The organism is Pseudomonas sp. UBA6323, from assembly GCF_002439135.1.
GTDB lineage: Bacteria > Pseudomonadota > Gammaproteobacteria > Pseudomonadales > Pseudomonadaceae > Aquipseudomonas.
This window is the reverse complement of record NZ_DJSX01000032.1, coordinates 23,293-45,652: the sequence shown is the minus strand read 5'-3', so window position 1 is coordinate 45,652 and position 22,360 is coordinate 23,293. Positions and strand designations below refer to the sequence as shown.

Sequence of the window (22,360 nt, the reverse complement as noted above, 5' to 3'; positions counted from 1 at the left end):
AACGGCGGGTGATCGGCCGTCAGGGGCTGATCGAGGGGTAGGCTTGCGGCAGGACGATGCGTGAGTCGAAGAGAACCATCAATATCAGCGCATGTAGCGTAAGTGTAGTCATGCCTTGCTGCGGCCATTGCACTGCATGCTGTTGAGGCTCGCGCGGAGGTTTTGCCCGTGGGACTTTCTCAAGCGGGAGCAAGTTGAAGCATGCGTTAACGCCAGAGGGCGATATCAACCTTCGCTGGAAACAAAAACGCCCCGGATAAACCGGCAATGCTGTTCGCTTAAGGTTGTACGCGCTTGGCTCCCCTCTCCCATTTATGGGAGAGGGGCTGGGGGAGAGGGCTGGAGCGATGCAAAACCGCCAGTTCCCCCTCTCCCTAACCCTCTCCCCGGAGGGGCGAGGGGACTGATCGCATTACACCGTTTCTTATGTGAACAGCATTGCGGATAAACCGGGGCGTTTGCGTCGCTACGCGGGTATCAGCACTCGACGATGTTCACCGCCAGACCACCGCGAGCGGTTTCCTTGTACTTGGTCAGCATGTCGGCCCCGGTTTCGCGCATGGTCTTGATCACCTTGTCCAGGCTCACGTAGTGCGCGCCGTCGCCGTACAGCGCCATGCGCGCGGCGTTGATCGCCTTCACCGAGGCGATGGCGTTGCGCTCGATGCAGGGAATCTGCACCAGGCCACCGACCGGGTCGCAGGTCAGGCCCAGGTGGTGTTCCATGCCGATCTCGGCAGCGTTCTCGACCTGCTCCGGGGTGCCGCCCAGCACCGCGCACAGCGCGCCGGCGGCCATCGAGCAGGCCACGCCCACTTCGCCCTGACAGCCCACTTCGGCGCCGCTGATCGAGGCGTTTTCCTTGTACAGAATGCCGATGGCGCCGGCAGTCAGCAGGAAGTCGATGATGCCGCGCTCGTTGGCGCCGGAGATGGCGTTGGCGTAGTAGTGCAGCACCGCCGGGACGATACCGGCGGCGCCGTTAGTCGGCGCGGTGACCACGCGGCCGCCTGCGGCGTTTTCTTCGTTCACGGCCAGCGCCCAGAGGTTGACCCAGTCGAGCATGCGCAGCGGATCTTCGATGTAGCTGCGCTGGAAGCCGCCCAGCTTGCGCGCCAGGATGGCGGCGCGGCGGCGGACCTTGAAGCCGCCGGCGAGGATGCCCTCGGTGCGGCAGCCACGATCCACGCAGGCCTGCATCACCTTCCAGATATTCAGCAGACCGGCATCGGTCTCTTCGTCGCTGCGCCAGTGGCGCTCGTTGCGACGCATCACTTCAGCGATGCCGATGCCGTGCTCGCGGGTCAGCTTGAGCAGATCTGCGCCGCTGCGAAATGGCAACGGCAGGGTAGTGGCATCCGGGGCGATGATCTTCTGCTTGCTGCCATCGGCCAGCACCGCCTCGCTGACCACGAAGCCGCCGCCGACCGAGTAATAGGTGGCCTCGTGCACCTGAATCCCGGCAGCATCGAAGGCAGCGAAGCGCAGGCCGTTGGCATGCAGCGGCAGCGCCTTGCGGAACATCTTCAGGTCGGCCTTCTCGTCGAAGGCGACGGAGTGCTTGCCGGCCAGGACGATGCGCTTGTCGCGGCGGATGGTGTCGATGTACTCGGGTACCTGATCGACGTTGACGGTATCCGGCTCATGGCCGCTGAGGCCGAGCAGCACCGCCTTGTCGCTGCCATGCCCCTTGCCGGTGGCGCCCAGCGAGCCATACAGCTCGGCGACCACACGGGCCACCTTGGGCATGTGCTCGTGGTTTTCCAGGGCGTGGGTGAACAGCGCGGCGGCGCGCATCGGGCCGACGGTGTGAGAGCTGGACGGGCCGATACCCACTTTGAACAGGTCGAAAACGCTGATAGCCATGGCGGAATTCTTCTTGTCGATTGAACGGACACGCGCCCGGTTACGCGCGTGTGGATGCCTCTATCTAAGAACGGCCCTATCATTATGTATACTGATTTATTTTTAACGTATTCGTTAGCGTCACTTAACTATTGAGATCGCGCCATGGACCTCACCCGCCTGCGAACCCTGCGCGAACTGGCTCGCTGCCGCACCATGGCGGCGGCTGCCGAGTCGCTGCACCTGACGCCTTCTGCCGTGTCGCAGCAGGTCGCCCAGCTCGAACGTGAAGTCGAGGTGGCGTTGATCGAGCGGCGCGGGCGCGGCGTGGTGCTGACTCCGGCGGGCGAGCGGCTGGTGGCGCATGCCGAGCGCATCCTCATGGTGCTCGACGAAGCGCGTTCGGAGCTGGCGCTGCTGCGCGGCGAAATCGCCGGCGAACTACGGGTGGCGGCCTTTCCCTCGATCGCCGTGGCGGTGATTGCGGAAACCGTGCGCGCACTGCGCAGCGCTTATCCGCGGCTGAACGTTGTGGTGCTGGATCTGGAGCCGCAGGAAAGCCTCAGTGCCCTGGGCTCCTGGCAGATCGACGTGGCGGTGATCGACGACCTCGCCGTGACCCCGGACGAAAATCGCGAGCACTACGCCCTGATTCCCCTGACCCAGGATCTGCTGCACGTGCTGCTGCCCATCGACCATGCCCTGGCCAGGCGCGATAGCCTGACCGTCGCCGACCTGCGTGATGAAGCCTGGGCGCTGGATTCCTCGGGTAGCTCGTTCGGCGAGTTCATCACCAATCTGTGCCGCCGCTCCGGCTATGCGCCGCGCATCAATGCGCACTGCGCAGGCTTCGAAATGGTCGCGGCCATGGTCGCCTCGGGCAACTCCATCTCCATCGTTTCCGGCCTGCGCCTGGTGCGCCCGCTGCCCGGCGTCACCGCCGTGCCGCTGCTGCCGGATATCCAGCGCGGCGTCTTCCTCGCCTACCGCAAGGGCGAGCGCGATCATCCAGCGGTAAACGTGTTTCTCGACGAGGCGATTTATACGGCCGACAGGGTATTGGGCTAGCGCCACTGAGCCCTGCGGGAAGGGCTTGGCCGCAAGACGCTGCTCAGCCAGTCACGCCTCAGCATCCTCCCGCCCGGCGGTGGATTGGCTTCGCTTTATCCACCCTACTTGTCTAAGCCCTGTAGGAGCGGCTTCAGCCGCGATGCTTTCGGCTTTTTCGATGTGTCCGCACTTCACATGGATACCCCAAGCTTTACTCAGCGGGCGTGACAGGCTCTTGATCCGCTTCAGCCGCCAACTTCGCCCTGTCAGCCTTGCTGATGTACTTGGGTTTGTTGCTTTTAGGCGCGAGCTTGGCGTTGGCCTTCTTGGCGTGGGCTTCGAGCAGTTGCTTGATCTTCTTGCGGCGATTCATGGTTGTGAGTCTGCCCTGTCCTAAATTGTTGATGTCCTCACGCGGAGCCCGCAGGATGCGTACCGCTATGCTCAACCCCCCCCCAGCTACCTAATGCCAGGCTTGCAACGCGGCATTGGAAAGCAAAAGCTTCGCGGCTAAAGCCGCTCCTGCAAAGTGGGCGGTTGGTTTCAGCTCCAGAGCGCCCCGACCGGCGTATGCGCCGGGTAATGCGTCGCTGCCTGCGCCTGCAGCAGTTCGCCGCAGGCCAGGGCGTCGGTCAGCGCATGGTGCGCCGAGTACAGCGGCAGGCCGTAGCGCAGGCGGCTGTCGGCCAGGCGGATGGAGATGGGCTCGCGGCCACGCAGGCGGTCCCACCAGCTCAGTGTGCGCTTGGGATGCAGCCGGGCTTCCAGCTCCATGGTGTCGATGACCGGGAACACCAGCCCTTCGCCCAGATGCTGGCGCACAGCCTGGTCGAGGAAGCCTCGCTCGATGTTGCGGTAGTGCGCTACCACCACCTTGCCGGCCAGGGTTTCGAGCAGTTCGTCCAGGACATGCGCCAGGCGAGGCGCATGGCGGATGTCGGAATGGGTGATGTGGTGGAAGGTCACCGACTCGGCGCTCAGTTCGCCAGTGGGTTTGACCACCCAGTAGCGCGATTCGGCGCAGCGGACGCGTTGCAGGCTCATCGGCACCAGGCCGAGGCTGACGATGGCGTGTTCACGCGGATCGAGGCCGGTGGTTTCCACGTCCAGCGCGACCAGCGGCACATCCGCCAATGGCGTGTCGGCGGCGATGCAGCCGGCGCCGTAATAGGCCCGCAGGCGCTCGTCCTGGCTGCTGGCGGCGCGTTCTGCGAAGAGTTGCGGCCAGTCCTGATTCTGATACGTACTCATTGCGGACGAGACAGGGGCTGGGCCGGATAGCGAAAGCGCAGGAATTTCTGCGCATTGCTCACCACCTGGAAGGCCTCCTTGAGGTGGTGGCGTTCGCTGGAGCTGAATTTCTCCGGCTCGACATAGTTGTCGGGTGGGTTGCCGGCCTCGACTTCACGGGCCTGGTGGCGGATGCGCACCAGGCTGAGGAACTCGAAGGCATAGCGCAGATGATCCAGCGCTTCCTGGGGCAGCAGCTTGGTGGCGGCGATGGCATCGAGGCGTTCCAGCGAGTTCTGTGCCTTGGAGCCGCACGCCAGGGCGTGTACGCGGATCAGGTCGGTCAGCGGCGCCGTGCCGCGGCCCTTGAGGTTGATGATGTTCTTCTGGCGGCCGTCGGTTTCCATGACGAAGGTGCGGAAGAAGCCCAGCGGCGGCGTGCGGTTGAGCGCGTTGCGCGCCAGCGCGGCGAGGAAGGCCGGGGTGGCGCTGGCTTTTTCCGCCAGCAATTCCTTGAGGTTTTCCACCAGCGCGGTCTTGCCGTACACGCCATCGAGGTCGAAGAAGATGCTGCTGTTGAGCAGGGTCTGCGGGTTGGGCTGTTCGATCCACTGGTTGAAGTAGCCCCGCCAGACTTTCAGCGGCTGGCGCCATTTGGCGTTGCTGGCCATGATGCCGCCCTTGCAATAGGCATAGCCGCAGGCGGCCAGGCCGTCGCTGACGAATTGCGCCAGTTCGGCGAAGTAGGCGTCGTGCTTTTCCGCGTCGAAGCTGTCGTCGAGCACCAGGGCATTGTCCTGGTCGGTCAGCAGCAACTGTTCATCGCGGGCCATCGAGCCGGCGATCATGAAGCAGTAAGGCACCGGCGGTGGTCCGAGCTTTTCTTCGGCAAGCACCAGCAGGCGCCGGCTGTAGGCGCGGCCGATGCTGCTCATGGCGCGGCCGACCATGTGCGCGCTGGCATCGTCGGCGACCATGCGCACGAAGGTGGCGTGCAGGTCCGGCAGCAGGCTCCTAAGGCCTTCCACCGAGTTCTTGTTGAAGATGCTGTTGACCAGGTACAGGCTGCTGCGCGACTCGTAGCGAATGACGTCGGCCAGCGAGATCATGCCGACCGGGCGGCGTCGTTGCAGCACGGGCAGGTGGTGGATGTTGTTGCGTAGCATGCACAGCATGGCCTCGAACACCGACTCGTCGGCCTGCACGGTAACCGGGCCGGGGGTCATCACCTGGCTGACCGGCGTGTCGCCTGGTAGCCCTTCGGCCAGTACGCGCATGCGCAGGTCCCGGTCGGTGAGGATGCCGGCCATGACCTGAGTCTGCTGATCGGCCACCTGCACCTGGGCGGGGTTGGGCCAGCGCCTGCCGGGGTTGACGATGATGACCGAGGACACGCTCTGCTCGCTCATGACCTTCGCCACCTGTTGCACGGGCATGTCCAGCGGGACGCTGACCGGCGAGCGACCGATCAGTTTGCGCACCTTGATCTTCATCAGCTCACTGGCTTTGCCGTGGCTGTCTTCCAGAGCGGATTTGAGCCGCGACTGGCCTTCGGCCTCGACGAAATCGGCGAAGCTGTCGAACTGGTCGCAAAGCTGCTGAAACAGCGGGCCGGGGATGAAGTAGATCAGGCTGTCTTCCAGCGCCCTGGCGCCCAGGCGCACCTTGTTGCCGCGCAGCAGGCCGGCCTGGCCGAAGATATCGCCCTCGGTCAGGCGGTTGTGCAGTTCGCCATTGCGCCGGTAGATTTCCACCGCGCCGCTGCGTACGTAATGCAGTTCGTGAATCTCGGCGCCATAGGCGAGAATCTCGCTGCCGGCCTTGAAGTAGCTGACCTGTACCTGGCCGGCGAGGGTGTCGAGGGTTTCCTCCGGCAGGTCATCGAAAGGCGGGAAACGGCTCAGGTGATCGCGGATTTCGATCAGCTCGATCTGCATGAATAGCTCGCGCGCGCGTGGGACATGGGCCCACCATACCTGTCATGGTGGGGAGAGAAAATGCTGATGCTGTAGCAAACAGCATAGCGGGGTAAGGAAAAAGGCATGCAAGCCTGGCAATGGATAGGCATGACACTGGCCGTGACGGCCGTGGGATACGTGATCTGGTGCTACAACCGCCTGGTGTTCAATCGTCATCGGGTGGCCGAGGCGTGGAGCGGGATCGATGTGCAGCTCAAGCGCCGTTCGAGCCTGATTCCCAACCTGGTGGCAGCGCTGCGCGAATACATGAACTACGAGCGCGACACCCTGGAAGCACTGACCGCGCAACGCGCCAATGCCCAGACTCATGAGGGCGACGCGGTGGCTGCGCGCGGGGCAGCCGAGTCGCAACTGGGCACGACGCTGATGCGGGTGATGATCCTCGCCGAGGCCTATCCCCAGTTGAAGGCCGATGGCAATTTCGTCGCCCTGCAGCGCGCGCTCAGCGAGGTCGAGGACCAGATTCAGATGTCGCGCCGCTACTACAACGGCGCGGTTCGCGAGCTGAACATCCTCGTCGAGTCGGCGCCGAGCAATCTGGTGGCCAAGGCGCTGCGCTTCGCCACTGCCGAGTATTTCGCCCTCGCCGATGCGCGCGAGGCACAATCGCCAAAAATGGAGTTCTGATTCATGCCGGGATGGCTCAAACCGCTTTTCTGTTTGCTGCTGCTGAGCCTGGCGGGCGCTGCGCTGGCCAATGAGGAGGAACGCATCAGCGACTACTCCGTGAGCGTCGAGGTGCGCACCGATGGCAGCCTGCAGGTCACCGAGCTGATCACCGTGCAGGCCGCCGGCTACCGGATCAGCCGCGGCATCTTCCGCGACTTTCCGGTGCGGATGATCAGCCGCGAGCAGTTGTTGCGCAGCGTCGGCTTCAAGGTGCTGGAAGTGCAGCGCAACGGCCGGGCAGAGCCCTACCAGCTGGAGTCGCTGGGCGCCGTCGAGCGGATTCGCATCGGCTCGGCCAACCGCGAGCTGGAGCCGGGGCAGCATCGCTATCGCATCGTCTATGTCACCGATCGGCAATTGATCGAACGGCCGAGCGAGGACGAGCTGTACTGGAACGTCACCGGCAACGACTGGCTGTTTCCCATCGACAGGGCGCGTATCAGCGTGCATCTGCCGGAAGGCGCGAAGATCCTCCAAGTCGACGGCTATACCGGGCGGCGTGGCGCGCTGGACAAGCACTTCCGGGTTGTAGCGCAGGACGACGCGCTGCTGCGGATGGAAACCACCCAGTCGCTGGATGCGCGTGAAGGATTCACCATTGCCGTGGCCTGGCCTGCCGGGCCGATCAAACGTCCATCGGCGTACCAGCGGCTGCTCTGGGTGCTGCAGGACAATCCCGGCCTGCCGCTGGGCGGTCTGATGCTGCTGGCGATGCTGGGCTATTTCATCTGGCAGTGGCGGCAAGTCGGACGTGACCCGGCGAAGGGCCTGATCATTCCGTTGTTCCAGGCGCCGGAAGGCCTGTCGCCAGCGGCTGCCGGGTTCGTCTGGAACCAGGGCTTCAGCGGGCGTTACGAACCGGCCAGGGCGCTCAGCGTGGCGCTGACCTCGATGGCGATCAAGCGCGCCGTACACCTGTCCGATAGTGGCGATGCCTACACCCTCAAGGCCGCCGGCAAGCCGGTGCCACCGCTGCACCCCGGTGAGCGCAAGGTCTATGACGCGCTGTTCAAAACCGCCTCCAGTCTGACCGTGGGCAGCACCTACCAGCCCCGTCTGAAGAATGCGCTGGAGGCCTTGCGCGCCAGCATCAGCGAGAACTATCACGCAGCCTGTTTCAGGCTCAACCGCAAGCAGTGGTGGCGTGGGGTGATCCTGGCGCTGTTGGGCGTACCGCTGACCCTGCTGCCAGGGTTGAGCGGTGGCGATCTCTTCGTCGTTTGCATGATGTCGCTGTTCGTAATGGCCTTTGGTGCGGTCGGTGTCGGCGGTCTGTTCATTGGCGTGAATAGATGGCGCGCCGGGCAGTATGTGCAGATGATCGTCGGGTTGCTCTTTTCCACGACGTTCGGCGCGGTAGGGCTGCTGGTGCTGGCCATGATGGCCAGTACCGTCCCGGCACTGACGGTCTGGAGCCTGGGCCTGGTGCTGCTGTTCGCGTTGGCCTGCATCCTGTTCCGCTGGTTGCTCGAGGCGCCGACCCTGCATGGTCGCGAGTTGCTCGACAAGCTCGAAGGCTACCGCGACTACCTGCGACTGGCGGAAAGCGAGCTGATGGAGAAGGTGGCCGAGGCGCCGGCGATGAGCATCGCACTGTACGAGCAGCACCTGCCCTACGCCATGGCGCTCGGGGTCGAGCAACAGTGGAGTGCGCGCTTCGAGCAGGCCCTGGCGAGCGGCCTGGTGAGCGCGCCGCAGGGCGGCTACAAACCGGACTGGTATTCGGGGCGTAGCCTGTCCAGCCCGCAGTCGTTGAGCGGCAGCCTGTCGTCGAACCTCGGTCGCGCGATGGCGACGGCATCTGTTGCGCCGTCCAGCTCCTCTTCCTCGTCCTTTGGCAGCTCCTCCGGCGGCTCCGGTGGCGGTGGCTCGTCCGGTGGTGGCGGCGGCGGTGGTGGTGGCGGTGGCTGGTAAGAGGAGGCTGCCGATCTCACCAGCCGTGGCTGACCGCCGCCACCGCGTCATGGGCGTGCAGGCTCTCCGCGTGCACGACTTTCAGGTGGAAGGCGCTGGCCTGCGTTAGTTGGCCCAAGGCGCGGTGCAGGCGGCGCGCGGCGTCTTCGCAGAACATCAGGTTCTGCCCGTTGGCCAGGGCGAAAGCCTGTTCATCGGCGCGTTTCACCGCTGTTTGCACCGGCGTGCCGAGGGCCTGTTCGGCGCTGTCGATCAGCGCCAGCACGGGCAGCTCGGTGCAGCCCGGCGCCAGACGCAGCTGCAGGGTCGCGGTGCTGCGCTGGCTATGCGGCGTGGCGACGATGCCCTGGGTCGAGCCGAGCCAGTCGATTACCTCCAGATAATCCAGCGGCGCCTGGGCGAAGGTCTCGGCGAAACGCTGCTGGATCAGCTGCCGGGCCAGCGCCGCCGAGCAGGGGCAGGTGGACGAGTAGCCGACCTCGACTTGCAATTCGATGTTCACCCCGCGGCCGTCCTGCCTGGCGCGCAGTTCGAAGGGGTAGGCCTTCCAGCCGGCGAGCGGGCTGACCAGCGCCGGACGCTCGAGCGCCACCTCGCCACGCAGGGTCAGCGTGGCGCTGTCGGCCAGTGTCTGATGACTGCTCAGGCAATCATCCAGCACCTGCAGCACGGCAGCCACGTCCAGTTCCCGATGCGCCAGGCGCTGCGCCGCCAGGTACAGGCGCGACATATGAATGCCGCGTGCACCGGCATCGTCGAGGCTGACACCGATATCGACGCTGGCGGTCACCGCCGCGCCCGCCAGGCGAATGGGCAGGGCGATGCCGGTCATGCCGACCCAGTCCAGCGGCAGATCATGGTGAGTGGCTTGGGCGGCTATATCCGGCAGAGGCTTTTCGTTCATCGCAAATCCATGGGTTGCTGTCAGCGTTTAATGTTATGTTATAACAATTAAAACAAGCCAGCCGATTTGCCATGATCCTGACCCTGCCCACCGAAGCCGAACTGCTGGCCCAGCCAGCGGATGACTACATGAACGACGCTCAGCAGCGCTTCTTCCGCGAGTTGCTGCTGGCCCAGCGTGCCGAGTTGCAGGCGCGCATCGACGAAGAATTCACCGAGCTGCGCCAGCCCGACACCAGCAGCGACGTGGCCGACATCGGCGCCGCCGAGGAGCAACGGCAGTGGCAGCTGCGCCTGCTGGAGCGGGAAAAGAAGCTGCTGGACAAGATCGACCAGGCGCTCGAACGCCTGGCGCGAGGCGAATACGGCTGGTGTGCCGAAACCGGCGAACCCATCGGCCTCAAGCGCCTCTTGCTGCGCCCCACCGCGACCCTGTGCATCGAAGCCAAGGAGCGCCAGGAGCAGCGCGAAAAACATCAGCGTGACCGTGACTGAAACGAGGAACACTCCATGAACCCGCGTCTACCCGTAACCGTGCTGTCCGGCTTTCTCGGCGCCGGCAAAAGCACCCTGCTCAACCATGTGCTGAAAAACCGCGACGGCCTCAAGGTCGCGGTGATCGTCAACGACATGAGCGAAATCAATATCGACGGCAGCGAAGTGCAGCGCGACGTCAGCCTCAACCGCGCCGAAGAAAAGCTGGTTGAGATGAGCAATGGCTGCATCTGCTGCACCCTGCGTGAAGACCTGCTCGAAGAGGTCGCCCGCCTGGCCGGCGACGGCCGCTTCGACTACCTGCTGATCGAATCCACCGGCATCAGCGAGCCGTTGCCGGTCGCCGAGACCTTCACCTTCCGCGACGAGCAGGGCCGCAGCCTGTCCGACCTGGCGCGGCTGGACACCATGGTCACGGTGGTCGACGGGGTGAATTTCCTGCGCGACTTCCACGAGGCCGACAGCCTGGCCAGCCGTGGCGAGACTCTGGGCGAAGAGGACGAGCGCTCGATCACCGACCTGCTGATCGAGCAGGTGGAGTTCGCCGACGTCATTCTGATCAGCAAGATCGACCTGATCAGCCAGGCCGAGCGCGAGGAACTGATGGCCATCCTCCGAGGCCTCAACACTCACGCCGACATCCAGGCCATGAGCATGGGCCAGATCGCCCTAGACAAGATCCTCGACACCGGTCGCTTCGACTTCGACCGCGCCTCGCAGGCGCCGGGCTGGCTCAAGGAGCTGCGCGGCGAGCACGTGCCGGAGACCGAGGAATACGGCATCGCCTCCAGCGCTTATCGTGCGCGCCGGCCGTTTCATCCGCAGCGCTTCTTCGACTTCCTCTCGCAGGAGTGGAGCAATGGCCGCCTGCTGCGCTCCAAAGGCTTCTTCTGGCTGGCCAGCAAATACCAGGAGGCCGGCAGTTGGTCGCAGGCCGGCGGCCTGATGCGTCATGGCCTGGCCGGGCGCTGGTGGCGTTTCGTGGCCAAGCAGCACTGGCCGCAGGACGAGGAAGGTCTGCAGACGATCATGCAGCACTGGAGCGCCGAGGTTGGCGATTGCCGCCAGGAGCTGGTGTTCATCGGCCAGAACATCGATTTCGCCCGCCTGGTGCGTGAGCTGGACGACTGCCTGCTGACCGATGCGGAAATGGCAGGTGGCCCCGATGCCTGGCGTCTGCTGGCCGATCCGTTCGGTGCCTGGCAGCAGGAGGCGGCCTGATGTTCGCCCTGCAGTTGCCGAATGTCGCCCGGCAGGTGCTGGGCGAGGATATCCAGGTGCTTGGCGACGTGCTGCACGACGGCGTCAATCTGGCCGTCTGGCAGCGCCGCCTGCCGGCGCAGATCGCCGACTTCGCCGAAGCGCTGCTGGCTCAGGGCGAGCCGCTGGCGCAATCCATTACCCTGGAGCTGCCGCGTGCGGACAGCGAGCCGAAACTCGACGGCCTGGTCGCGCAGTACGCCGACCTGCCCGGCCAGGCGGCCTTTCTCGCCGACGTGGGCTGGCTGGTGCGCGCCTACGCCTGCCTACTCGACGCCCAGCGCATCGGCTTGCGTCTGCGTGCGCTGGACAAAGCCATGTGCCCGCGCTTTCACGTCGACCACGTGCCGCTGCGGCTGATCACCAGCTATGCCGGCGTCGGCAGCGACTGGCTGGAAGAGGGCGCCATGCCGCGCAGCGCACTTGGTCAGCCGACTGCCGAGCCGCAGGACGAGGTGTTGATTCAGCGCCTGGACACCGGGCATGTGGCGCTGGCGAAGGGCGAGAAATGGCAGGGCAACGAGGGCCGCGGGCTGATCCACCGCTCGCCGCAGCCGCCGGTCGGACAGCGGCGTTTGCTGCTGACCCTGGACTGGCTGGCCTGACATCGCCGCAAGCGGGCTCCTACGGGGGCGTTACGTAGGCTGTAGGAGCCGGTTTGCCGACGATGTATCGTCCAGCTGCAGTGCGCCAGCATCCCCGGATTGCATCCGGGCTATTCGCTAGCCTGAGCATTGCCCGCAGGCACCAGTAGGAGCCCCGCCTCGGGGCGAAGCGGCCGTGGTTGTTCAGGAAGAATTGCGGTGTGACCACCATTCGCCGCGGGGCGCGGCTCCTACGAGACGCTATCCACTGCAATGGGACCTCACCAAAAAATAGGCCGGAGCGACTGCTCCGGCCTTAAGCACCAAGAGATCATGCCGACGCGTGACTCGGGCATGAGGGTTACGTGAGGTACCCATCTCTATTAGGCGCTCGTTTGGTGACACTTTGATGTCAGGGGCGCTGCGTTTCCTCGCAGGGCGGGTGCAACCCGCCAGTTGCAGCTTGGCGGGTTGCACCCGCCCTACGATATTCAGACCCGCGTCGCTCGATGCGCAGGGCTCAGGGCTTGATCCATGTGCCCTGATATTGCGTCTTGCAGGCCGGCTCCAGATACAGCGCGTCGCTGGCCACACCGTAGTAGTGGATATCCTGCTGGTACAGGTCGCTGCCGGCGCGCGCGTTCTGGCAAATGCCGTAGGCACCCTGCGGGCACTGCTCGACAAACTCCACCTCGACTGTCTGCCCCTGCAATTGCGGCTGGCAGAAGCCGTCACGGAACAGCGCGGCGGGAATATTGCGGTTTTCCTGGCAGACCTTCACGTCCAGGCGCTCGGCCTGGCTATGCACCACGCAGGCCTCGGCCAGGGCCAGGCCCGGTAGCAGAGAGAACAGCAACAGCCATGCACGCATCGTTTCGACTCCCGAAAAACTGCCGGCGAATCTACCATGCTGCTTCCTCGCAGTCTGTGCTGGCACTTGCCTGGCGAACCACCGACGATAGATTCATGCTCAGTCAAATCCCTACTCATCTCATCGGCGGCCCGCTGGGTGCCGGCAAGACCAGCCTGATCCGCCACCTGCTGGCGCAGAAGCCAGCAGGCGAGCGCTGGGCGGTGCTGATCAACGAATTCGGCCAGATTGGCCTGGACGCTGCCCTGCTCGAGCAGGGCGACGATGGCATTGCCCTGGCCGAGGTGGCCGGCGGTTGCCTGTGCTGCGTCAACGGCGCGCCATTTCAGGTCGGCCTTGGCCGCCTGCTGCGCAAGGCCAGGCCAAATCGCCTGCTGATCGAGCCGTCCGGCCTGGGCCATCCGGCGCAGTTGCTGGCGCAATTGCGTCAGCCGCCCTGGGTTGGCGTGCTGGCTGTGCAGCCGGCGCTGCTGGTGCTGGATGCCGCTGCACTGGCGGCAGGCCAACCGCTGCCGGCCGTGCAGCGTCAGGCGCTGGGCGAGGCCGGGCTATTGTTGTTGAACAAGAGCGCTGGGCTGGATGAGCCGAGTCGTGCGCGAATTGCCGCGAACCTGCCGCCGCTTCCGCTGCACTGGGCTGAGCAGGGGCGGCTCGACCTGGCCTTGCTGCCGGGGGTTACAGCGCAGGCCTCGCCGGCTCCGGTGGAGGTCGAGTTACCCACAGCTGCACCGGCCCTGATGCAGATCTGGCGCAACGCCGCCGAGCCGATCTGCCAAGTGCAGGCTCAGTCTGACGGTTGGAGCATCGGCTGGCGCTGGCATCCCGAGCAGGTCTTCGACCTCGCGCAGGTTGCGCATTGGTTACGCAACCTGGGCTGGCGCCGGGCCAAGGCGGTGCTGCGCGGAGCCGATGGCTGGCGCTCGCTGAATGCGTTGCAGACGCAGGCATTGCCCGACTGGAGCGCCAGCGAATGGCGCAAGGATTCGCGGCTGGAGCTGATCTTCGATCAGGCGCAGGACGTCGAAGCGCTCAGCGTCTCGTTCGCCGCCTGCCGAATCGTTGCAACTGACTGATACACTCGCCGGCGTTCGTCGCTGTGGATAACTTTCATGCAATTGCTGCCCTGGTCTCATGACACTTCTGCCGGTTTCACCCTGCGCGGCTGGCATACGCCGCCATCGGGCAAACCGCTGCTGCACTTTCTGCACGGCAACGGCTACTGCGGGCGCGTCTACACGCCGATGCTGGCGCTGTTGGCCAAGGACTTCGACCTCTGGCTGTGCGACGTGCAGGGCCATGGCGACAGCGATCACGCTGGCCGTTTCCATGGCTGGAACCGCAGCGCCGAGCTGGCGGTAGAGGCGTTCGAGGCATTGCGCGCGCCGTTCGGCGACGTACCGCGTTTCGCCCTCGGTCACAGCTTTGGCGGCGTGCTGAGCAGTTTGATCCTGGCGCGTCACCCCGAGCTTTTCCGGCGCGCGGTGCTGCTCGATCCGGTACTGTTCAGCCCGGCAATGATCGGCGTGATGGCGTTGTCCGACGTGGTCGGCCTGGCGCAGCGCACCGGCATGGCGAAGAAGGCGCAGAAGCGCCGCCGGCAGTGGTCGGATCGCGCCAGTGCGCATGCTGCACTGCATGGCCGCGGCATGTTCCGCGGCTGGGACGAGGCGGCGTTCGATGCCTATGTCGAGCATGCGTTGAAAGACGTGGCCGGTGGCGTCGAACTCAAGTGCCGGCCGAGCCGCGAAGCGGAGATTTTCGGCTCCTATCCGCGTCGCCTGTGGCCATCGCTGGCCAAGGTGACGACACCGACCGAAGTGATCCATGGTGCCAGCACTTACCCGTTCGTGGCGCGATCAGTGGCGCGCTGGTGTGCGAGCAACGCCCACGTGCGCAGCCAGGTGGTGCCGGGCGGGCATTGCTTCATGCAGGAGCAGCCGGCGGACAGCGCCGAGCGGGTGGCCGATTTCCTGCTGCAGCGGGGTTGAAGCGGGCGGGCGCTACTGCGCCTTGCGCCGCCAGTCTTCCAGTTGAATGACGTTGCCCGGGTGCTGCACCGCAACCGGCTCGGGTTGCGGTTCCAGCACCGGGTGAGGCTCCAGTTCGATGCGCCCGAGATGCGCGCCGAACATGCTGATATGCCCGCGCAGGCGCTGCTCACCAGTGACGGTGAATTCGAAGTCATACAGCCGCGCCAGGCGCCGTTGCCCCTTGCTGTCACGCTGGATGGCCAGGCGGCGCAACGCCACGGCGCCATCGAGCAGTTCCACGTCGAGCTTGGCGCAGTGCTGCTTGGCCAGCGCCAGCGCCCGCTCGCGAATGCCGTGACCGCGCCATAGCCAGGCGCAGACGGCGGCGAATAGCATCAGCAGGAAGACATCGAACAGGTTGATCATGACGACTCCGGATCAGGGAGACAGAGCTTAGCCTATCTGCTGCCCAGTTCTCAGCATCCAGCTTGCCCTTGCGTCGGCTGTGCATTAGCGTTCGCGCACTTCACAGGAAAAGGACGTCACCATGCATTGCCCCGCCTGCCGGACCAGTCGCCTGCAACCGGCGAAACTCGAAGATGGCCTGCTCGCCCACGGTTGCCCGCAGTGCTCGGGCACGTTGGTCAGCCTGCTGCATTATCGCGACTGGGCCGAGCGCCAGCCGGCAGAGGAAACGCCAGCGGCGCTAGCCGCTGAAGCGGAAACCGAAGTGGGTGAAACCAGCCATGCGTTGAGCTGCCCCAAGTGCGCCAAGCTGATGAGCAAGTTTCAGATCAGCGGCACCCGCGCCAATCGTCTGGATTTGTGCGGCACCTGCGACGAAGCCTGGCTGGACAGTGGCGAGTGGCAACTGCTCAAAGCCCTGGAGCTGAGCCAGCGCATGCCGGCGATCTTCACCGACGCCTGGCAGCGCCAGGTGCGCCAGGAGGCCAGCGAACAGGCACGCCGTGAGCGCTTCAGCCGCATCGCCGGCGTGGACGCCATCGCCCGTGCCGACGAAATCCGCGCCTGGCTCAAGGACCATCCGCAGCGGCGTGAGCTGCTGTTCTATATCGGTCACGACTGAGGAACGCGGCAACACGTAGGACGGATGCAACCCGCCAGATGTGCCGGCGACGGGTTACTTGTGCCTTACGCGATCAGGCTTGGGCCTGGTTCTTCTCCTCGCTCAGCGCCTGGTAACGCTGCTGCAGCTCTTCGCGAATCTGCCGGCGTTGCTTGGCCTGGCGCTGGCGGCGCAGGCCGTCGGGGGTGTCCGGGTGCAGTTCGGGTACCACGGCCGGACGGCCCTGCTCGTCCATCGCCACCATGGTGAAGAAGGAACTGTTGGTGTGGCGCACCGAGCGCTCGCGGATGTTCTCGGTGATCACCTTGATACCCACCTCCATGGAGGTACGCCCGCAGTAGTTGACCGAGGCGAGGAAGGTGACCATCTCACCGACATGCACCGGCTCGCGGAACATTACCTGGTCGACCGATAGAGTCACCACGTAGCGCCCTGCGTAGCGGCTGGCGCAGGCGTAGGCCACCTCGTCCATGTACTTGAGCAGGGTGCCGCCGTGCACATTGCCGGAGAAGTTGGCCATGTCCGGGGTCATCAGTACGGTCATCGTCAGTTGTGCGGTTCCGGCTTCCATGGTCACTCCGAAATTGGGAGGCTGTGCGCTGCCGTGCTGTGCGTCGCGCGGCTACTATGAGTTTTTGCTTGGTTAGGATGCCAGATGATGCCCTTGCGCCACATTCCCCTTATGTTTCTTGGCCTGCTCGCCCTGCCGGTACTGGCGGAACAATCGTGCGATACACCGGCGCAGTGCAACCAGGAAGGCACGGCCGCCTATCAGGCCGGTCGTTTCGAGGCGGCCATCGAGTCCTTCAAGCGGCAACTGCGCCGCGTCGAGCAGGGCGACGAGGCGCAGTTGGAGCTGGCCTTGAACAATCTGATTCTGGCCAATCTGCGCGCGGGCGATGCCGGCATGGCGCGGGCCTGGCTGGGTGTGGCGTTGGACAACCACCTCAGCGGTTCTTCGACCCGCCTGCACATGGGCAAGGTGGCCGAGGCGGTGGATTACCAGGCGCTGGCGGCCAGCCCGCAGGGCCTCTATCTGCGCTATGGCGGTCAGGCGGTATGGAGCGAATTGCAGATCAGCACCGACCCGGCGGGCGGTTATCGCGCCAGCTTCTCGCCGCTGCGCGCCGGTGCACGGGTGGAAGAATACGGCCCGGCAGCTATCGGTGATCTGGAGGGACGCCTGCAAGGCGAGGGCGCAGTGATGAAGCTGGAAGATGCGCAGCTCGGCACCGGCTGCGCCGTACAATTGCTGCGCGAAGGCATTGCCCTGCGCGTGCTGGAGGTGTTCGCCGATGGCTGCCAGGACTATGGCGGCATGGGCATCAGCGTGGCGGGCGACTACATCAAGGTCGATGCGCAGGTACGTCCGTGAGCCGGCGTGCCGGCCTGCTGGGTGTTGTGATTCTGGTGCTGGCGCTGCTGGTCGGCGGCAGCGCCTGGCTGCGTGACGAGCCGCTGAGCGCCCAGGTGCAGGACTGGCAGCAACAGGTGCAGGCGGCGACTGGCGAAAGCCATGCCTACCTGTACCTGAGCGGGCTGGATGCGCCTGTCGATCAGCAGCCCGAGGCGCTGGGCGTCATGCGTCTGCAGCATTACCAAAGCTGGCACGCCGGGCGCGGCGTGACCGAAGGCGAGTATACGGCGCCGGCCGTCGCTACCCTGGCGGTGCCCGAGGGGCGATCGTTCTGCCAGATCGAGACGCCAGGCTGCTTTGAAACGCTGCTGGCGCAGGCCTCACAATTGCCGGCCATCACTGCGGAGCAGAACGTTCTGCTCGAACGCTACCGGCATTTTCTCGGCCTGGACGATTACCGCACGCTGACCTCGGTGAGCCTCGCCGAGCCGGTGCCGCGTCTGACCTATGTGTACAAGGGGCAGCAGGTCTACGATCTGTTCGTGCTGCACTTGGCCACCGATGGCCAGGGTGATGTGGCCCTGGCCGGATTGCGTTGGGAGTTGAGCCGGCTACGTCAGCAACTGGTGCAAGCGGACAACCTGGTGCTGAAAATGCTCCTGGGTGTGCTGGTCAACCGCAATCTGGAGTGGCAGGTTCGCCTGTATCGCCAGGGGCTGACGCCGCGGCCGGAGATCCCGGCGCCGTTCAGCGCCGCTGAGCGTTCGCTGCTGAGGCCCATGCAGCGCGAGTTCTTCGGCATCGCGCAGAAGTATGCGCAACTGCCAGACAGCGTCTCCGGCCGGGAATACCTTGGCCTGAAACTGTTTTTCCGACCGCAGATGACCATCAATGCCAGCCTAGCGCCTTATGCGCGGGCCGCCGAGTTGTCGCAGCTGGAACCGCAGGCGTTCGCCGCCGCGCTGCAAGAGCCGGCGCCCGGGCCGACCTCGGTTGGAGGCATGCGCAACCGGGCCGGCAACATTCTGCTGGCTATCGCCGGCCCGGACATGCGCCTGTATGCCGGACGTTTGCAGGACCTGGAGGCCAAGCGCCGCTTGCTCGCCGTCGCGGTGAGCCTGCCTGCCGGGGCGTTTGCTGCCGAACGCCTGACCGACATGCCGGACGCCCGCAATCCCTACTATCCGACGCGCCTGGCCGAGCTCGATGAGCGTGGCCAATTGTGCTTCGACGGCCCGCATGAGTCCGGCTTCAACGGGCGCTGCATGCCGTTGTAGCGCTCGGCCACCCTCTCCAGTGGGCAGCTGCGTGGTGCTCAGGCGTGATTCAGATACCAGCGCCAGTCCTGCTCGCCCACTTCGCCCATAAACTGGCGGAACTCGGCCCACTTGATCGCCAGGAACACCTTGAGGAAATCCTCGCCCAGCGCCTCACGTGCCCAGGTGGAGGCTTCCAGGTTACGCAGTGCGGTCAGCCAGTCGGTGGGCAGGGTTTCACGGGCCTGCTCGTAGCCATTGCCGACGATGGCCTGGCCCGGGTCGATCTGCTCGCGGATGCCCTTGTGAATGCCGGCGAGGATCGCAGCGGCGGCAAGATAAGGGTTGGCATCGGCGCCGCAGATGCGGTGCTCGACGTGGCGGCTGCTGGCCGGCCCGCCAGGAACGCGGAACGACACGGTGCGGTTGTTCACCCCCCAGCTTTTGGCCAGCGGCGCGTAGCTGTTGGCCTGGAAGCGGCGGAAGGAGTTGGCGTTGGGACAGAAGATCGCCAGCGCGTCATTGAGCGTGGCCATCATGCCGCCGATGGCGTAGCGCAGCAGCGGCGTGCCCTGCGGGTCTTCCGAGGCCATCAGGTTGTTGCCCTCGGCGTCGGCCAGGGACACGTGCATATGCAAGCCGCTGCCGGCCAGGTCGCCGAAGGGCTTGGCCATGAAGCAGGCCTGCAACCCGTGCTTGTTGGCCACGCCCTTGACCAGGCGCTTGTAGCGTACGCCTTCGTCCACCGCCTGGAGGGCATCGAAGCGGTGCTCCAGCGTGAGTTCAAGCTGGCCCGGAGCGTATTCCGAGATCGCCGTGCGCACCGGCAAGCCCTGGGCTTCGCAGGCGGCGTAGAGGTCGTCGAGGAACGGCTGCAGCTGCTCCAGCTCGTACACGCCATAGACCTGCGGCGCCTGCGGGCGCACGCCGTTCATCTGCATGGCCGGCTGCGGGCGACCATTGGCGTCGCGCTGCTTGTCCAGCAGGTAGAACTCCAGTTCCACCGCCATCACCGGGTGATAGCCATCAGCCTTGAGCGCTTCGATAGCGCGCACCAGCACATGGCGCGGATCACCCGGCGTGGCCGGCAGGCCCTGGGTCGGGTGCATGCTCACCTGCAACTGCCCGGTTGGCACCGCGCGCCAGGGTTGCAGGCACAGCGAGCCGGGCAGCGGATAGGTCCAGCAGTCGGCGTCGGCCACTTCCCAGACCAGGCCGCTCTCCTCGACGTCTTCGCCCTGGATGGTCAGCGACAGGATCGAGCTGGGCAGCGGACGGCCGTTCTCGTAGATGGCCAGCAACTCGTCGCGATGAAGCAGCTTGCCGCGCGGGATGCCATTGGCGTCGATCAGCATCAGCTCGATGCTGCGTACCTCGGGGTGCTGGGCGAGGAAGTCGCGGGCTTCCTGAGGGTTGGCGAATTGCATGGTGATTCTCACAGTGAGTCGTATGGGCGCCAGTCATTCTGTGGGAGGCGCTTCAGCGGCGACTGTCGCGGCTAAAGCCCCTCCCACAGGCATCTCGATGAGTTACTCGCGAGCGCCAGGAATGGCCAGCAGTTCGGTGAGGGCCGCATCGAGCATGGCGATCAGCTTGTCTACATCCTCGGCTGTGGTGCTCGGGCAGCACAGGGTCATGTTGTGGAACGGTGTGATCAGGATGCCGCGGTTGATCAGGTACAGGTGCAGGGCCATCTGCAGCTCGTCATGGAAGGCCGCTTCGGCTTCGGCACCGGTGCGCGGCGGCGTGGCGCAGAACTGGAACTCGCAGCGTGCGCCCAACTCGGTCACCGACCATTTCAGGCCATGCTTGTCGATCAACTGGCGAAAGCCTTCGGCCAGGCGTGCGGCCAGCGGCAGCATGTGGTCGTAAGCGGCCTGGGTCATCACCTGCTCCAGGTTGGCACGCATGCAGTGCATGGCCAGGGCGTTGGCCGAGAGGGTGGTGCCCATACCGCTGTGGCCGTGACCGTGGCTTTGCTCACTGGCGCGCTGGCGAGCCTGGGTCATGGCTTTTGCCATCTCGGCGCTGCAACCGAAGATGCCGCACGGCACGCCGCCGGCGATGGGTTTGCCGACCACGAAGAAGTCCGGGTCCAGCCCCCACAGGCGCGTGCAGCCGCCAATATCGGTGGAGATGGTGTGCGTCTCGTCGATGATCAGCAGGCTGCCGTACTGGCGCGTCAGCTCGCGGCATTTCTGCATGAAGCCCGGGTCGGGCAGGACCATGCCGATGTTGGTCATCGCCGGCTCGCAGAGCAGGGCGCAGACATCGCCCTGGGCCAGCGCCGCCTCCAGTGCTGCGACATCGTTGAAGGGAATGGCGCGGCTGTGCTCGGTCAGGTCATAGGCCTGGCCAATCAGGCCGGAGCGATGCACGGTCTGGCCATCGCGCTCGCGCACCATTACGTCGTCGACGGTGCCGTGGTAGCAGCCGTCGAACACCAGCAAGGTCTTGCGGCCGGTAATGGCGCGCGCCCAGCGCAGCACGTAGCGGTTGGAGTCGGTAGCCGTGGCGGTCACCTGCCAGTAGGGCAGGCCGAAGCGCTGGGCCAGCAGCTCACCGCAGACCACGGCGTCCTCGCCGGGGAGCATGGTGGTCAGGCCGTTGTTTGCCTGCTCGGCGAGGGCGCGAGCCACCGGGTCGGGAGAATGGCCGAACATGGTGCCGGTGTCGCCAAGGCAGAAGTCGACATACTCATGACCGTCCACGTCGAAGAAGCGCGCGCCCTTGGCGCGCTCGACGAACAGCGGCACTGGCGTCGACCAGTCGGCCATCCAGTGCATCGGCACGCCGCCATACAGCGAGTGGCGGGCGCGTTCGGCCAGAGCCGCGGACTTCGGATTGCGGGACAGGAACAGCTCGCGCTCGGCGGCGACGAAGCGGTCTACGGCGGCTTGGCTGATGCCACTGGCAGTGGTCATGGGGCATACCTCGTTCAGATGCTGCCGGCATGATATTTTGTGATCACAAAATAGTAAATGGTCTTTATATCCCCCGGATATGGCCAAATAAATCGATATTCGTGATCACAGAATATTTCAACGACAGGTTTTCTCAGACAAAATCGGCGTTGACCCAGCCCATGCTTTCTTGACCGGAGCCTTTTATGCGTGACTGTAGCCTGACCCTTGCCCAACTGCCGGCGCCACCGATGGAGGTGGTGCAGCATGGCTGACAACCTGCAGGAACAGTTGTATCAGAACATCCGCTCCGGCCTGTTGGCCGGGCGCTTCCAGCCAGGACAACGGCTGAAGATTCGCGATCTGGCGGCCGAATGGGGCACCAGCCCGATGCCGGTTCGCGCGGCCCTGCAACGGCTGGTGGCCGAGGGCGCGCTGGAGGGCGAGCAGCAGCGCTCGGTGCGCGTGCCGTCGATGACCCGCGAACGTTACGAGAACATCTTTCAGGTACGCCTAGCGCTGGAAGGCCTCGCGGTGGAGCTGGCTACGCCGCGCCTGAGCCGCGACGACCTGGCCTGGCTGCGTGACTGCGTGCAGCGCATGGACGTGGCCATAGAGCAGCGCCAGGTGCGGGACTACCTCAGCGCCAACAGCCAGTTCCACCTGCACCTGTACGGCGCCTGCGGCAACCCGGTGTTGCTGCGTTCGATCGAGTCGCTGTGGCTGCAGATCGGCCCCTTCTTCAATCGCCTGTTCACCGGCGCCGATCTGTCACTGCGGCTCAATGACTTTCATGAAGATGCCTTTGCCGCCATCGAAGCCGGCGATGCCAAGGGCGCGCGCCAGGCCATGGAGCAGGATCTGCTGTATTTCGCGCGGTTTTTGCTCAACCTGCTGGCGCTGGAGCAGGGCGACACCTGAGGCGGGACGGCGAGAAGCCTGCTTCTCGCGGATGGGAGCTTGTACCTTGTGAAGGCCTGGGATCAA

Annotated in this window: 22 protein-coding genes; 12 read left to right on the top strand and 10 right to left on the bottom strand. The window is 65.1% G+C overall.

What is annotated here, in order from left to right:
- Positions 1–477: 477 nt before the first annotated feature.
- Positions 478–1,866, bottom strand: coding sequence for an L-serine ammonia-lyase (locus tag B3P22_RS06545; RefSeq protein ID WP_275546345.1), 1,389 nt, complete (start codon positions 1,864–1,866; stop codon positions 478–480).
- Between the two features lie 144 nt (positions 1,867–2,010).
- Here B3P22_RS06545 and B3P22_RS06540 point away from each other — a divergent pair, with 144 nt between their 5' ends.
- Positions 2,011–2,913 carry a LysR family transcriptional regulator gene (locus tag B3P22_RS06540; RefSeq protein WP_197859415.1) on the top strand — a complete coding sequence of 301 codons (903 nt, stop codon included), beginning with the start codon at positions 2,011–2,013 and terminating at the stop codon, positions 2,911–2,913.
- A gap of 193 nt (positions 2,914–3,106) precedes the next feature.
- Here the strand turns inward: B3P22_RS06540 and B3P22_RS06535 are convergent, their stop codons facing one another.
- From B3P22_RS06535 to B3P22_RS06525, 3 genes are all read right to left on the bottom strand, one after another.
- The gene (locus tag B3P22_RS06535; RefSeq protein ID WP_197859416.1) at positions 3,107–3,268 is read right to left on the bottom strand and encodes a DUF2986 domain-containing protein; all 162 of its coding nucleotides are present in this window, start codon (positions 3,266–3,268) and stop codon (positions 3,107–3,109) included.
- Between the two features lie 170 nt (positions 3,269–3,438).
- Complete coding sequence (locus B3P22_RS06530) at positions 3,439–4,146, bottom strand: 3'-5' exonuclease (RefSeq protein WP_296270414.1); 708 nt, start codon at positions 4,144–4,146, stop codon at positions 3,439–3,441.
- The gene (locus B3P22_RS06525) at positions 4,143–6,062 is read right to left on the bottom strand and encodes a DUF294 nucleotidyltransferase-like domain-containing protein (protein ID WP_296270413.1); all 1,920 of its coding nucleotides are present in this window, start codon (positions 6,060–6,062) and stop codon (positions 4,143–4,145) included. Before B3P22_RS06525 ends, B3P22_RS06530 begins: the two co-directional genes overlap by 4 nt.
- Before the next feature lie 105 nt (positions 6,063–6,167).
- Between B3P22_RS06525 and B3P22_RS06520 the strand changes: the two genes are divergently transcribed.
- Together B3P22_RS06520 and B3P22_RS06515 are read left to right on the top strand one after the other, a co-directional pair.
- Complete coding sequence (locus B3P22_RS06520; protein WP_296270412.1) at positions 6,168–6,731, top strand: LemA family protein; 564 nt, start codon at positions 6,168–6,170, stop codon at positions 6,729–6,731.
- A gap of 3 nt (positions 6,732–6,734) precedes the next feature.
- Positions 6,735–8,687: a DUF2207 domain-containing protein gene (locus B3P22_RS06515; protein ID WP_296270411.1), complete on the top strand. Its 1,953-nt coding sequence runs from the start codon at positions 6,735–6,737 to the stop codon at positions 8,685–8,687.
- 16 nt (positions 8,688–8,703) lie between these two features.
- Here the strand turns inward: B3P22_RS06515 and folE2 are convergent, their stop codons facing one another.
- Positions 8,704–9,591: a GTP cyclohydrolase FolE2 gene (gene folE2 / locus B3P22_RS06510; RefSeq protein WP_296270410.1), complete on the bottom strand. Its 888-nt coding sequence runs from the start codon at positions 9,589–9,591 to the stop codon at positions 8,704–8,706.
- A gap of 71 nt (positions 9,592–9,662) precedes the next feature.
- Between folE2 and dksA the strand changes: the two genes are divergently transcribed.
- The 3 genes from dksA to B3P22_RS06495 are packed head-to-tail and all read left to right on the top strand — an operon-like array spanning position 9,663 to position 11,950.
- Complete coding sequence (dksA, locus tag B3P22_RS06505) at positions 9,663–10,085, top strand: RNA polymerase-binding protein DksA (protein ID WP_296270409.1); 423 nt, start codon at positions 9,663–9,665, stop codon at positions 10,083–10,085.
- A gap of 15 nt (positions 10,086–10,100) precedes the next feature.
- Entirely contained in the window at positions 10,101–11,306 is a 1,206-nt protein-coding gene (zigA, locus tag B3P22_RS06500; RefSeq protein ID WP_296270408.1) for a zinc metallochaperone GTPase ZigA, read from the top strand.
- Positions 11,306–11,950: a DUF1826 domain-containing protein gene (locus B3P22_RS06495; RefSeq protein WP_296270407.1), complete on the top strand. Its 645-nt coding sequence runs from the start codon at positions 11,306–11,308 to the stop codon at positions 11,948–11,950. The genes zigA and B3P22_RS06495 overlap by 1 nt, the downstream gene beginning before the upstream one ends.
- 499 nt (positions 11,951–12,449) lie before the next feature.
- Here the strand turns inward: B3P22_RS06495 and B3P22_RS06490 are convergent, their stop codons facing one another.
- Positions 12,450–12,800: an NADH:ubiquinone oxidoreductase gene (locus B3P22_RS06490; RefSeq protein ID WP_275546355.1), complete on the bottom strand. Its 351-nt coding sequence runs from the start codon at positions 12,798–12,800 to the stop codon at positions 12,450–12,452.
- Positions 12,801–12,895: 95 nt separating this feature from the next.
- On the opposite strand from B3P22_RS06490, the gene B3P22_RS06485 reads away from it, so the two are divergent.
- Together B3P22_RS06485 and B3P22_RS06480 are read left to right on the top strand one after the other, a co-directional pair.
- Positions 12,896–13,873 (top strand): CobW family GTP-binding protein, encoded by a 978-nt coding sequence (locus tag B3P22_RS06485; protein ID WP_296270406.1) that lies wholly within the window; start codon positions 12,896–12,898, stop codon positions 13,871–13,873.
- 36 nt (positions 13,874–13,909) lie between these two features.
- The gene (locus tag B3P22_RS06480; RefSeq protein ID WP_296270405.1) at positions 13,910–14,788 is read left to right on the top strand and encodes an alpha/beta fold hydrolase; all 879 of its coding nucleotides are present in this window, start codon (positions 13,910–13,912) and stop codon (positions 14,786–14,788) included.
- Between the two features lie 12 nt (positions 14,789–14,800).
- Here B3P22_RS06480 and B3P22_RS06475 read toward each other — a convergent pair whose 3' ends face one another.
- Positions 14,801–15,196 carry a DUF3301 domain-containing protein gene (locus tag B3P22_RS06475; protein WP_296270404.1) on the bottom strand — a complete coding sequence of 132 codons (396 nt, stop codon included), beginning with the start codon at positions 15,194–15,196 and terminating at the stop codon, positions 14,801–14,803.
- Positions 15,197–15,317: 121 nt separating this feature from the next.
- Between B3P22_RS06475 and B3P22_RS06470 the strand changes: the two genes are divergently transcribed.
- A complete protein-coding gene (locus tag B3P22_RS06470) occupies positions 15,318–15,857 on the top strand; it encodes a zf-TFIIB domain-containing protein (RefSeq protein WP_296270403.1) in 540 nt (179 codons plus the stop codon).
- Positions 15,858–15,930: 73 nt separating this feature from the next.
- Here the strand turns inward: B3P22_RS06470 and B3P22_RS06465 are convergent, their stop codons facing one another.
- Positions 15,931–16,428: an acyl-CoA thioesterase gene (locus B3P22_RS06465; RefSeq protein WP_296270402.1), complete on the bottom strand. Its 498-nt coding sequence runs from the start codon at positions 16,426–16,428 to the stop codon at positions 15,931–15,933.
- Positions 16,429–16,512: 84 nt separating this feature from the next.
- Between B3P22_RS06465 and B3P22_RS06460 the strand changes: the two genes are divergently transcribed.
- Positions 16,513–17,232, top strand: coding sequence for a tetratricopeptide repeat protein (locus B3P22_RS06460; protein WP_296270401.1), 720 nt, complete (start codon positions 16,513–16,515; stop codon positions 17,230–17,232).
- Positions 17,229–18,491 (top strand): hypothetical protein, encoded by a 1,263-nt coding sequence (locus tag B3P22_RS06455; RefSeq protein WP_296270400.1) that lies wholly within the window; start codon positions 17,229–17,231, stop codon positions 18,489–18,491. The genes B3P22_RS06460 and B3P22_RS06455 overlap by 4 nt, the downstream gene beginning before the upstream one ends.
- A 38-nt stretch (positions 18,492–18,529) precedes the next feature.
- Here B3P22_RS06455 and B3P22_RS06450 read toward each other — a convergent pair whose 3' ends face one another.
- Together B3P22_RS06450 and B3P22_RS06445 are read right to left on the bottom strand one after the other, a co-directional pair.
- On the bottom strand, positions 18,530–19,897 hold the full coding sequence (locus tag B3P22_RS06450; protein ID WP_296270399.1) for a glutamine synthetase family protein: 1,368 nt from the start codon (positions 19,895–19,897) through the stop codon (positions 18,530–18,532).
- A gap of 102 nt (positions 19,898–19,999) precedes the next feature.
- Complete coding sequence (locus B3P22_RS06445; protein ID WP_296270398.1) at positions 20,000–21,394, bottom strand: aspartate aminotransferase family protein; 1,395 nt, start codon at positions 21,392–21,394, stop codon at positions 20,000–20,002.
- A gap of 246 nt (positions 21,395–21,640) precedes the next feature.
- Here B3P22_RS06445 and B3P22_RS06440 point away from each other — a divergent pair, with 246 nt between their 5' ends.
- A complete protein-coding gene (locus tag B3P22_RS06440; protein ID WP_296270397.1) occupies positions 21,641–22,294 on the top strand; it encodes a GntR family transcriptional regulator in 654 nt (217 codons plus the stop codon).
- The last annotated feature ends 66 nt before the right edge of the window (positions 22,295–22,360 follow it).

What these genes read in the sequence shown, in the direction of transcription:
- B3P22_RS06545 (WP_275546345.1), bottom strand. Translation starts at nt 1,866, where the DNA reads ATGGCTATCAGCGTTTTCGACCTGTTCAAAGTGGGTATCGGCCCGTCC.
- B3P22_RS06540 (WP_197859415.1), top strand. Translation starts at nt 2,011, where the DNA reads ATGGACCTCACCCGCCTGCGAACCCTGCGCGAACTGGCTCGCTGCCGC.
- B3P22_RS06535 (WP_197859416.1), bottom strand. Translation starts at nt 3,268, where the DNA reads ATGAATCGCCGCAAGAAGATCAAGCAACTGCTCGAAGCCCACGCCAAG.
- B3P22_RS06530 (WP_296270414.1), bottom strand. Translation starts at nt 4,146, where the DNA reads ATGAGTACGTATCAGAATCAGGACTGGCCGCAACTCTTCGCAGAACGC.
- B3P22_RS06525 (WP_296270413.1), bottom strand. Translation starts at nt 6,062, where the DNA reads ATGCAGATCGAGCTGATCGAAATCCGCGATCACCTGAGCCGTTTCCCG.
- B3P22_RS06520 (WP_296270412.1), top strand. Translation starts at nt 6,168, where the DNA reads ATGCAAGCCTGGCAATGGATAGGCATGACACTGGCCGTGACGGCCGTG.
- B3P22_RS06515 (WP_296270411.1), top strand. Translation starts at nt 6,735, where the DNA reads ATGCCGGGATGGCTCAAACCGCTTTTCTGTTTGCTGCTGCTGAGCCTG.
- folE2 (WP_296270410.1), bottom strand. Translation starts at nt 9,591, where the DNA reads ATGAACGAAAAGCCTCTGCCGGATATAGCCGCCCAAGCCACTCACCAT.
- dksA (WP_296270409.1), top strand. Translation starts at nt 9,663, where the DNA reads ATGATCCTGACCCTGCCCACCGAAGCCGAACTGCTGGCCCAGCCAGCG.
- zigA (WP_296270408.1), top strand. Translation starts at nt 10,101, where the DNA reads ATGAACCCGCGTCTACCCGTAACCGTGCTGTCCGGCTTTCTCGGCGCC.
- B3P22_RS06495 (WP_296270407.1), top strand. Translation starts at nt 11,306, where the DNA reads ATGTTCGCCCTGCAGTTGCCGAATGTCGCCCGGCAGGTGCTGGGCGAG.
- B3P22_RS06490 (WP_275546355.1), bottom strand. Translation starts at nt 12,800, where the DNA reads ATGCGTGCATGGCTGTTGCTGTTCTCTCTGCTACCGGGCCTGGCCCTG.
- B3P22_RS06485 (WP_296270406.1), top strand. Translation starts at nt 12,896, where the DNA reads ATGCTCAGTCAAATCCCTACTCATCTCATCGGCGGCCCGCTGGGTGCC.
- B3P22_RS06480 (WP_296270405.1), top strand. Translation starts at nt 13,910, where the DNA reads ATGCAATTGCTGCCCTGGTCTCATGACACTTCTGCCGGTTTCACCCTG.
- B3P22_RS06475 (WP_296270404.1), bottom strand. Translation starts at nt 15,196, where the DNA reads ATGATCAACCTGTTCGATGTCTTCCTGCTGATGCTATTCGCCGCCGTC.
- B3P22_RS06470 (WP_296270403.1), top strand. Translation starts at nt 15,318, where the DNA reads ATGCATTGCCCCGCCTGCCGGACCAGTCGCCTGCAACCGGCGAAACTC.
- B3P22_RS06465 (WP_296270402.1), bottom strand. Translation starts at nt 16,428, where the DNA reads ATGGAAGCCGGAACCGCACAACTGACGATGACCGTACTGATGACCCCG.
- B3P22_RS06460 (WP_296270401.1), top strand. Translation starts at nt 16,513, where the DNA reads ATGATGCCCTTGCGCCACATTCCCCTTATGTTTCTTGGCCTGCTCGCC.
- B3P22_RS06450 (WP_296270399.1), bottom strand. Translation starts at nt 19,897, where the DNA reads ATGCAATTCGCCAACCCTCAGGAAGCCCGCGACTTCCTCGCCCAGCAC.
- B3P22_RS06445 (WP_296270398.1), bottom strand. Translation starts at nt 21,394, where the DNA reads ATGACCACTGCCAGTGGCATCAGCCAAGCCGCCGTAGACCGCTTCGTC.
- B3P22_RS06440 (WP_296270397.1), top strand. Translation starts at nt 21,641, where the DNA reads ATGGCTGACAACCTGCAGGAACAGTTGTATCAGAACATCCGCTCCGGC.